Origin of the sequence: Roseiarcus sp., assembly GCF_052145395.1 — a bacterium.
Classification (GTDB): Bacteria; Pseudomonadota; Alphaproteobacteria; order Rhizobiales; family Beijerinckiaceae; genus Roseiarcus.
Genome location: NZ_JBKQOT010000761.1, coordinates 1 through 10,150 on the forward strand (window position 1 = coordinate 1; position 10,150 = coordinate 10,150).

Annotated in this window: 9 protein-coding genes and 2 pseudogenes; 7 read left to right on the forward strand and 4 right to left on the reverse strand. The window is 65.0% G+C overall.

Features of this window, described 5'->3' with window-relative positions; translation table 11 throughout:
* Positions 1 to 335 (reverse strand): glutathione S-transferase (locus tag ACLP25_RS25925; RefSeq protein ID WP_442471990.1); only part of this gene is annotated, 335 nt, incomplete at its 3' end.
* Positions 336 to 465: 130 nt separating this feature from the next.
* Between ACLP25_RS25925 and ACLP25_RS25930 the strand changes: the two are divergent.
* Positions 466 to 1,680, forward strand: a pseudogene (locus tag ACLP25_RS25930) (polyhydroxyalkanoate depolymerase).
* 128 nt (positions 1,681 to 1,808) lie between these two features.
* On the opposite strand, the gene ACLP25_RS25935 reads toward ACLP25_RS25930, so the two are convergent.
* The gene (locus tag ACLP25_RS25935) at positions 1,809 to 2,864 is read right to left on the reverse strand and encodes an aldo/keto reductase (protein ID WP_442471991.1); all 1,056 of its coding nucleotides are present in this window, start codon (positions 2,862 to 2,864) and stop codon (positions 1,809 to 1,811) included.
* A gap of 178 nt (positions 2,865 to 3,042) precedes the next feature.
* Here ACLP25_RS25935 and ACLP25_RS25940 point away from each other — a divergent pair, with 178 nt between their 5' ends.
* Positions 3,043 to 3,693, forward strand: a complete 651-nt coding sequence (locus tag ACLP25_RS25940; protein ID WP_442471992.1) for a thioredoxin domain-containing protein — start codon at positions 3,043 to 3,045, stop codon at positions 3,691 to 3,693.
* A 3-nt stretch (positions 3,694 to 3,696) separates the two neighbouring features.
* Here the strand turns inward: ACLP25_RS25940 and ACLP25_RS25945 are convergent, their stop codons facing one another.
* Together ACLP25_RS25945 and ACLP25_RS25950 are read right to left on the reverse strand one after the other, a co-directional pair.
* A complete protein-coding gene (locus ACLP25_RS25945; RefSeq protein WP_442471993.1) occupies positions 3,697 to 4,335 on the reverse strand; it encodes an NrsF family protein in 639 nt (212 codons plus the stop codon).
* Complete coding sequence (locus ACLP25_RS25950; RefSeq protein ID WP_442471994.1) at positions 4,332 to 4,901, reverse strand: sigma-70 family RNA polymerase sigma factor; 570 nt, start codon at positions 4,899 to 4,901, stop codon at positions 4,332 to 4,334. Before ACLP25_RS25950 ends, ACLP25_RS25945 begins: the two co-directional genes overlap by 4 nt.
* 306 nt (positions 4,902 to 5,207) lie before the next feature.
* Here ACLP25_RS25950 and ACLP25_RS25955 point away from each other — a divergent pair, with 306 nt between their 5' ends.
* From ACLP25_RS25955 to ACLP25_RS25975, 5 genes and pseudogenes are all read left to right on the forward strand, one after another.
* Entirely contained in the window at positions 5,208 to 6,641 is a 1,434-nt protein-coding gene (locus tag ACLP25_RS25955; RefSeq protein ID WP_442471995.1) for a homospermidine synthase, read from the forward strand.
* Between the two features lie 220 nt (positions 6,642 to 6,861).
* Positions 6,862 to 6,942, forward strand: a pseudogene (locus ACLP25_RS25960) (adenine phosphoribosyltransferase); the annotation flags it as partial.
* 420 nt (positions 6,943 to 7,362) lie between these two features.
* Positions 7,363 to 8,202, forward strand: coding sequence for an alpha/beta fold hydrolase (locus ACLP25_RS25965; RefSeq protein WP_442471996.1), 840 nt, complete (start codon positions 7,363 to 7,365; stop codon positions 8,200 to 8,202).
* A 161-nt stretch (positions 8,203 to 8,363) separates the two neighbouring features.
* Positions 8,364 to 8,852 carry a hypothetical protein gene (locus ACLP25_RS25970; RefSeq protein WP_442471997.1) on the forward strand — a complete coding sequence of 163 codons (489 nt, stop codon included), beginning with the start codon at positions 8,364 to 8,366 and terminating at the stop codon, positions 8,850 to 8,852.
* 927 nt (positions 8,853 to 9,779) lie between these two features.
* Positions 9,780 to 10,150 (forward strand): hypothetical protein (locus ACLP25_RS25975; RefSeq protein WP_442471998.1); only part of this gene is annotated, 371 nt, incomplete at its 3' end.

Here is a 10,150-nt window from a genome sequence, read left to right on the forward strand (position 1 = left end):
TGCCGGAGCGAGACGAAGCCCGAATGCATCTCGCCGCAGACCGACCGGCAATGGGCGCGCATCGCCTGATCCTTGGGCAGTAGGCCTGCCTTCGGCGCAACTTCGTTGAGGAACTCGCCGATCGCCAACGTGTCCCACACCCGGATGCCGTTGTAGGTGAGGCACGGAACGAGAATGGAAGGCGACAGGAGCAGAATTTCGGCGCGCGCGTCCGCATCGTCGGGCGCGACGATCAACTCCTCGAAATCGATTTTGGCGAGTTTCGCCATCAGCCAGCCGCGCAGCGACCAGGACGAATAGTTTTTGCTGCTGATCGACAGCGTTGTGCGTGACATTGTCGCTCCCACCGGTTGACGGTTTGCCCGACTCTCTTCCATTTTAGCCGAAAGCAAGCGTTGTGCCAAAAGCGAATCATTCTGGCACGGCGCTTGCTCTGCTTCGGGCGCATGGGAACGAGCCGGCGGGATGATGTACGACGCTTATCAGAAAATGGCGGACGCGGGCGATCAGGTCCGCATGTTCGCCGAAAACGCGCAGACAATCCTGTCAGCCTGGAGGGCGAACCCGGTCGCGCCGCCGGTGCGGCGCATGGCCGCCTACTACGAACTCATCGCACTCGCCGGGTTTACCCATGCGCGCCCCGATTACGGCATCGACTTCGTCGAGGTCCACGGCGAAGAGGTCCCGGTGGAAGAAAAAGGCGTCCACTGGACGCCGTTCTGCCAGCTCCTGCGCTTCCGCCGCTAAGGCGGCGAAAACGACCCCAAGGTCCTGCTCGTCGCCCCGATGTCGGGCCACTTCGCCACGCTGCTGCGCGGCACGATCCGCACGCTGCTGCACGACCATCAGGTGTTCATCACCGATTGGAAAAACCCACGCAACGTCCGGCTCGAGGACGGCGGTTTCAATTTCGAGGACTACACCGACCACCTGATCGAGTTCGTCAATATCATTGGCGAGGACTGCCATATCGTCGCGGTCTGCCAGCCGACGGTCTCGGCGCTGATCGCGACCGCCGTCATGGCGCAGGACAATTCCAACATCCTGCCGGCGAGCCTGACCCTGATGGCTGGCCCGATCGACTGCCGCGTCTCGCCAACCAAGGTGAATGAGCTTGCGAACGAGAAGCCGATCGAGTGGTTCCGCACCAACATGATCGGTGTGGTGCCGGACAAGTTCGAAGGCGCGGGGCGTCGAGTCTATCCGGGCTTCCTGCAGCTCTGCGCGTTCATGAGCATGAACGTCGACCGGCATACGAAATCTTTCGTGGACCTGTTCCAGCACCGTATCGCCGGCGATTCTGAGAAGGCCGACGCGATCCGTGACTTCTACAAGGAATATTTCGCGATCATGGACATGAGCGCGGATTTCTATCTCGAGACGGTCGAGCAGGTGTTTCAGCGCTTCCTGCTGCCCCAGGGGCTGATGAAGCACAAGGGGCGCAAGGTGGAGCCCCGGGCGATCAAGAGAACCTTCCTGCTCACTGTCGAGGGCGAGAAGGACGACATCTGCGCCCCCGGCCAGACACTGGCGGCGCAGGACCTGTGCTCAGGCCTGAGGCCCTACATGAAAACTCAACATCTGCAGGCCGGCGTCGGCCATTATGGCGTGTTCAACGGCAAGCGGTGGGAGACGCAGGTCTACCCGGTGGTGCGCAACCACATTCAGTCGAGCCGATAAGTTCTCCCTGCTGCGGCATAACCCGTCGAGAAACGGACGCTTTCTGGACGTCTGGGACCAGGGCCAGCGCCAGCACTCGTCCGTCGCCGTCGGCAACACCTTCTCCCGCGAGCGGGAGAGCGGGGCGTTCACCCTTTCAAATGCGGCTTGTGCAGCACGAGGTCGGCGTCGTTCAGCCGTTCGCTGGCGGTATTGGACTGGTGCCAGTAGGGGTAGATCAGCGGAGGCTGGCTCACCTTGTCGAGCCGCGCGCGCTCCTCCTCCGTGAGCTTGACGTCGACGCAGGCGAGGTTGTCGCGGAACTGCGCCTCGTTGCGCCCGCCGATGACAAGCGTCGTCACCGTCGGGCGGCCGAGCAGCCAAGCAAGCGCAATCTGCGCCCCCGAGACGCCGTGCGCCTCGCCGATCGCGACGAGTTCGTCGACGATGGCCCAGAGCGCGTTTTCGTCGCGAACCGGCGGTTCGGTCCAGCCCGAAAACTGGCGCGTGCCCGCGGGCGCGGCCTTGTTGCGCCGATGCTTGCCGGACAGAAGGCCGCCGGCCAAGGGGCTCCAGACGAGGACGCCAAGACCCTGATCGACCGCAATCGGCAAGAGTTCGTACTCCGCCTCGCGCGCCTGCAGAGTATAGTGGATCTGCTCCGAGACGAAGGGAATGCGCCCGTCACGACGCGCGACCTCCATCGCCTTCATTATGTGCCAGCCCGAGAAGTTGGAGCAGCCGACGTAGCGGACCTTACCCGAGCGCACGAGCGCATCGAGCGCCTCCATCGTCTCTTCCAGCGGCGTCAGGCCGTCCCACTGGTGCAGCTGGTAGAGGTCGATCACGTCCGTGCGCAGGCGCTTGAGGCTCGCCTCGCATTCACGGATCAGGTGCCAGCGCGACGAGCCGCGGTCATTCGGCCCGTCGCCCATCGGAAAGCGCGCCTTGGTCGCGATCAGCATTCCCGGCTTGCGCGTCGGCATCGCCTCGCCGATCAACTCCTCGGAGCGGCCGCCCGAATAAATGTTGGCGGTGTCAATCAGATTAACGCCTGCGTCGGCGACGATGTCGATCAGGCGCCGCGCCTCGTTGAGGGAAACATCGCCGACCTTGGCGAAGGGCCCCTTGCCGCCGAAAGTCATCGTCCCCATCGTCAGCACCGAGACTTTGAGTCCCGAACGACCCAGCTGCCGGTATTCCATCGTCCTCTCCTCGTGCTTGGTTGGCGCACGAGCTAGCATGCCAGTGACGGCGCGCCAAGCGCCACGGCGAACGTAAACGCAGACGTGAACGCCAGAGGGAGTCGGGGGGTTGCCGGCCGACGGGGTTTGTGAGCAATGTCGCGCCCGTCAAAAATTGCCCGTCCGTCAGGAGCCCCGAATGGCTTTCGCTTCCCTTCGCCGTCTGGCTGGCGCCGCCCTGATCTCGGTGGCGGCGCTAGCTTCCAGCGCTTACGCGGCCGACGCGCCGCAGCCGGACCGCACGGTCGACATGGCGAAGGTTCTGCAGCCGGGCGTCCTGCCCGAGCTCACGATAGGCGACCCCAACGGCCTCCCAGTGATCGAATACGGTTCGCTGACCTGCCCGCACTGCGCCGTCGTCAGCAAGGACACCCTGCCGCAGCTGAAGAAGGAGTACATCGACACCGGCAAGGTCCGGTTCATCTTCCGCGAGTTCTCCCGCAACACGCTGGACGTGGCGGGCTTCGTGCTCGCGCGATGCCTCGGCGACGACAAGGCCTTCGCGGCCGACGAGTTGCTGTTCGCCGAGCAGGACAAGTGGGCCTTCGTCGACAAGCCGCTCGAGCCGCTAATCGCGGCCATGCGTCCGACGGGCATGGCCAAGGATCAGGCGACCCAATGCCTCAACAACCAGAAGCTTGCCGACGGGGTGGTCGCCATCACCAAGCGCGCCAATGACGACATCAAGCTCACCGGCACGCCGACCTTCGTCATCGACGGCAAGGTCTACGGCGGCGAGCTGACCTTCGACCAATTGAAGGCGATCCTCGATCCGCTGGTGAAGAAATAGCCCTCACCACGCCAGGAACCGCCGCCCCGCCCACGCGCCGGCGGCGGCGCAGACGAGCGTGGCCAGCGGATACCAGGTCGCAACGAACAACGGCGAGTCGTCGGGGCAGTGGGAGGCGTAAAGAAATGACGCGAGTCCCGCGGCGGCGGCGCCCGCCAGCGCGCCGGTCCAACCGGGATGCTGCGGCGCGCCCGCTCTCAGCGCCACGATGAGCGCCGCGAGGATCGGCGCCGCCATCATCGGGATCATCGTCGTGCAGTAGCGCATGTTCTGCCCAACGAGACGGGGCAGCCATTCGTCCTGCGGGACGACGATCAGCTCGGCCACGACGGCTGCGGCGAGGAGCACGAGGGGCGCAAACAGCCACAGCGCGAGCGCCCCGGCCTTGGCGTCCGGGCGCATGAGCCGCAGAAGCAAGAGAAGCGACGGCAGGGCGAGCGCCAGCGCATCAACGAACTTGAGGTCGAAGCGGATCGTCCCCAACGCCTCGGCAAAGTCCGGCCGCGGGCCGACGACGAGCCCGTAAAGAACGAGCGCCCCGACGAGACCAAGGGCCACCGCCGCAGCGAGGCGGCGGCCGAGGTGGACAGGCTCCGGGACGGGGTCGGCCGCGAGCGCCGCAATGAGTTCAGAGGTCTTCACGACACAGACCTCCGCCAAGCGGTGCCGAGCGATTTCAACGCTCGATGGAGCGCCACCCGCACCGCGACCTCGGTCATGTTGAGACGCGACGCGGTGGCCGCGATCGACTGGCCGTCGAGCGAGATCGACTGGACGATGTCGCGCTGGCGCGGGTTCAGCGTCTCCATCAGCTTCTTCGCGTCGCTGAGCGCGTGCGGGTCCTCTTCTTCGGGCGCGGGGAGAAAATCCTGGAAATCCTCAAGCGGCTCGGCGCGGCGCGCGCCCCTTCGACGCATGGCGTCGATGATCTTGTGGCGCGCAATCGCGTTCACCCAGGGCCCGAGCCTCTGGCCGGGATCCCAGGTGTGGCGCTTCAAGTGGATCGCCAGCAAAGTCTCTTGCACCGCATCCTCGACATCCGCATCGCCCAGCCTCGCCCTTGCGAAAGCGGCGCGAGCCATTGCCCGAACCGAACGGCCGAGCTCCTCCAGCAGGCGCCGGTAGACGCCCTCGTCGCCCGCCATCGCGGCCTTCATCATCATCGACCAACGGTCGTCCGCGGGATCTTCGACCGGCAAAGCTCCCATACGGACTTCGCTCCGACGCGGCTTGTGTTACGCTTCCGCCGCCGATTTTTGACGGGTCGGAAGGTGAGGGCGCGACCCTCGTCTAGCACGGCCGCCGGCCGCCTGCGAAGGCGATCGCTCCAACGGCGAGCGCCGTCATATCGCAGGTTCCGCCGCCGCCGTCTTTATGACGGAATTGCAACGGTTTGAGCCTGCTCCAGACTATTGACGGCCCGGGAAAGCCGTGGCTTTAAGCCCGCGCGTGACGCGGAGGGTCGCTCGTCTCCCGACGGGCTCATGGCGTCGACGATGAGGAGAAACGACGCCATGTCGCATTGGCCACTCTACGGTCGCATCGAGGGCGCGATCGTCATGATCGGGTTCGGATCGATCGGCAAGGGAACCCTGCCGCTGATCGAGCGCCATTTCGAATTCGACAAGGACCACTTCTACGTCATCGACCCGAACGACGCGGACCGGAAGCTGCTCGACGAGCGAGGCGTCAAGTTCGTCCATCTGGGGCTCACCAAGGACAACTACCGTCACGTTCTCCCAAAGTACCTGAGGGCCGGCAAGGGTCAGGGCTTCTGCGTCAACCTCTCGGTCGACACCTCCTCGCTCGACATCATGCGCAACGCCCGTGAGCTTGGCGCGCTCTACGTCGACACCGTCGTCGAACCCTGGCCGGGCTTCTACTATTCCAAGAATCTCGGCAACGAGGCGCGCACCAACTACGCCTTGCGCGAGACGATGCTCGAGGAGCGGCGCAAGAACCCCGGCGGGACGACCGCCATCTCCTGCTGCGGCGCCAATCCCGGCATGGTGTCCTGGTTCGTCAAGCAGGCGCTGCTCAATCTCGCTGCCGACCTCGGCGCGACGACGCCTGACCCGAAGACCCGAGAGGACTGGGCGAAGCTGGCGCAGCGCCTCGGCGTCAAGGGCGTGCACGTCGCCGAGCGCGACACCCAGCGGGCCAAGAACCCGAAGCCGCGCAACGTGTTCGTCAACACCTGGTCGGTCGAAGGCTTCCTGTCGGAGGGCATGCAGCCGGCCGAGCTTGGATGGGGCACGCACGAGAAATGGGCGCCGGACAACGCCGGATTCCATAAAGCCGGTTGCGGCGCGGCGATCTACATCAACCAGCCCGGCGCCAACACCCGGGTCCGCTCCTGGACGCCGACGGCGCGCGGGCAGTTCGGCTTTCTTGTGACGCACAACGAGGCGATTTCGATCGCCGACTACTACACGGTGCGGAACGAGAAGGGCGAGGCCGTCTACCGCCCGACCTGCCACTACGCCTATCACCCGTGCGACGACGCGGTGCTGTCGCTGCATGAGCTTTTCGGCCGCGCTGGTCAGACCCAGAGCGCCCAGCACATTTTGACCGAGGCCGAGATCGTGGACGGGATCGACGAGCTCGGCGTGCTGCTCTACGGCCACGAGCGCAACGCCTACTGGTTCGGATCGCAGCTCTCGGTCGAGGAGACGCGCGACCTCGCCCCCTACCAGAACGCGACCGGCATGCAGGTGACCTCGGCTGTGCTCGCGGGCATGGTCTGGGCGTTGGAGAACCCGAACGCGGGCATCGTCGAGGCCGACGAGGTCGACTTCCGCCGCTGCCTCGAAGTCCAGCGCCCGTACCTGGGCCCGGTGGTCGGCGTCTACACCGACTGGACGCCGCTCGAGAACCGCCCCGGCCTCTTCCCCGAGGACATCGACGAAACCGACCCCTGGCAGTTCAAGAACGTGTTCGTACGGTGAACTGCAGACGGCGTCGGCGGCCGCCGGGCGCGGTCCGCAGGGCGTCTGTCGGCACGCCCGTCATGGGAGGGCCGTGGATTGCGCCCAACCGCGCCGCCTCCCGAGGCTGCGTTCGCCCCGCTTGCCAAGACCAACCCGGCTTCGGCAAGAATCAAGGGGTTGCGGCGGCTTTTCCGAACGCCTTGCCGCTTTTAAACTTTATTTCTCTGTTATTTCTGTCACCGTCCCGAACGCCTATTCGCTCGAATACGGCGTCGACGAGATGGAGATGCGCCGGGACGCGGTGAAGCCCGGCGAGCGGGGCCGCAGACGGGCCGACGGGGATTGACCTGCGTCAATGAAGGACAGGCGTACGCCGGCGAGGAGTAGCGCCGTGGACCGGCGCATGGACCTGACGGTCGAACCGCCGGCGCTCGAACGCTCCTTGCGAGGCTATCATGCCCGAAACCAGCGCGCCCGCCTTCCCGATGCCCCCGCCGCTCAGTCTTCCCCTCTTCTGGCCCGTCGCCATAGTCGCGGGAATGGAGAAAGCGAAGGCCGATCTCGCACTCAAGAACCTCGAATTCGTCCAGGAAGACATCAGGGTCCACGGCGGGCTCAAACCGGAGTTTGCAACTCCGAACGTCATCCGCCTCGATCTGCGCACCATGGCCTTGCGCGAATATGGCCGCCCGGGGGGATCCCGACCCTGGTCAATGCGCCCTATGCGGGCCATCTGGCCATGGTCGCCGACTACCATAAGGGCCAAAGCCTGGTCGAGACGCTGCTTGCCAACGGCGTCGACCATGTCGCGCTGACGGACTGGAAGTCGGCCACCGAAGACATGAAGGATTTCGACATCGACAACTATCTCGAGGAGCTGGTCGTCGCCATTGACGACCTCGGCGGCCGCGTCAATCTGGTTGGACTTTGCCAGGGCGGCTGGTCCTCGGCAATGGTCGCGGCCCGCTTTCCCGGCAAGGTGAACGCGCTCGTTGTCGCGGGGACGCCGATCGACACGGACGCCGGCGATGGCCCGATCAAGCGCATCGCTCATGAAACGCCTATGTCGTTCTACGAGGATCTTATCCGGCTCGGGGGCGGACTGATGCGAGGCAAAGTCATGCTGCAGAGATGGAAGAACATGCATCCCGAGCAGCATTATGTCGCCGAGCACGTCGAACTCTGGGAGCACATCGACGATCCGGCCTACAAAGCGAAGACCGAGACGTTCGAGGCGTGGTACGAAGATCCGCTCGACCTGCCCGGGCGCTGGTACCTGCAGGCGATCCGCGAGCTCTTCAAGGAGAACCGCTTCGCCAAAGGCGAGTTCGTTGGGCTCGGCCGGCTCCTGAACCTCAAGTCGATCGTGTGCCCCGTTTACCTCCTTGCGGGAGAAAGCGACGACATCACCACCAAGGAGCAGGTGTTCGCAGCGGAGGATCTGGTCGGAACGCCTAGGGGTCAGATCGAGAAGAAGCTGGCGCCCGGCGGACACATCGGTCTCTTCATGGGCTCGCGCACGCTCAAGGAGACGTGGCCAATGATCGCGCAGTGGCTATCTCATTCGGGCTCCGCTTGACGCCCGGCAGGCGTGCTCTCGCTCTCGTCGATCCGGTTGGAGGAACGGCTGCTTTGCGCCGCTGCCAAGAGGCTCCTCGTTTCGGCAGCGGCGCCCCTCTCCAGAGGGCTGCGGGGCGTGGGGCTTGACGGCGCGCGAGGCCGCGGGCGGAGCGAGATCGATTGACGCAGGTCAATGAACGACGGGCGGTCGCCACCCATAATACCAAGGTCGGGATTTGCTCACGGGTAACCGCCGCCGTCGGCGGGATTAGCCGCGGAGGTGAACAGTCCATGGATATGGATAGGGTTGCGGCAAGCGTTTGGGGCCTGGTCGGCCTCGCGGCGATACTCGCTTTTGCCATCTTTTGGAATCGCCGGCTCCGCACTGCGCGACGGATCGACGATCTTCTCGAAGAGTACTTCCAGGGGAGAATGCCGGTTGGCCAACTCGGTCAGCGGGCGCGAGCCATCGCCAGCGGCAAATTCTTCGGAGGACCGACGTTTCTCGCGCTTGCGGCCTCCGCCTTTCAGCGCGCAACTGACGTTAAACGGGCGAAGCAAGCCAGTTCCAAGGAGGAGGAGGAATTGGTGCGACTGTTGGGGGATCTGAAGCGCGAGCTCGGCGTGCCGGACCGCTACAAGTTCGAAGGGCGACCAGGGCGCGAGTGACCGCCTCCTTCTTGCTCTTGCCGGTCGGCGCGGGCGCCAGACCGCGCTCTTGAATGTAGAGCGGGGTGGTTTGACCTGCGTTGTCGGTGAACAAGGAGCGGAGCGAGATTGATTGACCCACGTCAATATAGGACTGGCGGGTCGCCGGCTACATTACGGAGGGTTCCGGGGGGAGAGGCATTGCGACATGACAAATGTTCCGGATTCGGTTCAGCGGGATTGCCGGTCTCCGCGAAAGAACAACCCGCGAGATCTGATGGCACGGCCTCACGACGTCAGAATTGACAGGCTGACCCGTCGGCGCTGTCGGACTATTGGTGGTCACGAAAGGAAAGAGCGCGCTGAAGAGGGCGCGCCCCTTTGAGCCGATGACAAGCGATGACTTCAGCTGGGCAGCGCCTCCTGCCGACCGAGCGGCTCTTGCTCGGCGCCTCGACGACGTTCGCGACTTACGCACGCCGCCGCCCGGCCGGGGCGCGCGCGCCATGCCCCGGCTGCTTCGTCGACCGGGTCCGGCCTCGAATCCTTTCCGTCGCCGGCGCGTCTCGCCGTCATCGCGAGCTCGGGCTCGCATGGCGCGGGGGCAAAGATTGAAGAGGAGGAGGCGACATGACAACTGCCCCGGAAACGGCTCGTTTCCCGCCTACCGGCGAACCGCCAGTGGCCGTCGCAAGCCGCTCGCTCGCCACAGCGCTATCGGGAGCGCGCTTCATGAGCCCCTTGCTCCAACCGGGCTTCGCCCCCTGTCGGGTCAGCGCCACGTCAAAATCAGCGAATCAGCCAACCGCTCGGTCCGGCTCCTGTGACGGTATGCCGCCTTTTCAGTCTCGGTCCGGCGATGCTAGACGGCGTCTCGGCGGCCCTCGCGAAATGAGCTACGCGACTTCACTAAGAGTTGTCGCTGGGGTTTTGACGGCGGCGACGGTTATGCTGGGCGCTCTCCTCAAGGCGGGCGCCCAGGAAAACGTCGACGCCTTTTCCTGCCAGTATATCGAAGCCCCGACCGCCGAGCCGTTTGGAGACGAAGAGGGCCACGGAATCAGCGTCAGGGATTATGCCTGCGAGGTCACACAAGGCCCCTTGAGCGGAGGCGTGCTGACCGCAAGGGCGGTTTGGGAAATGGACAAATCCGGCGGCAGGCTCCTGCTCGGCGGCGGCGTTGTTCGCAAGCCGGGAGCGCTGGCTGTCCTTCAGCTCTCCGAGGGGAAACTGGAGTATGTGACGACCAATGGAGAGGTAACCGAAGTCAGAGCGTCGGGCCGGGGCGACTACATCCTCGCCTCGGGCGGCGCGGCGTC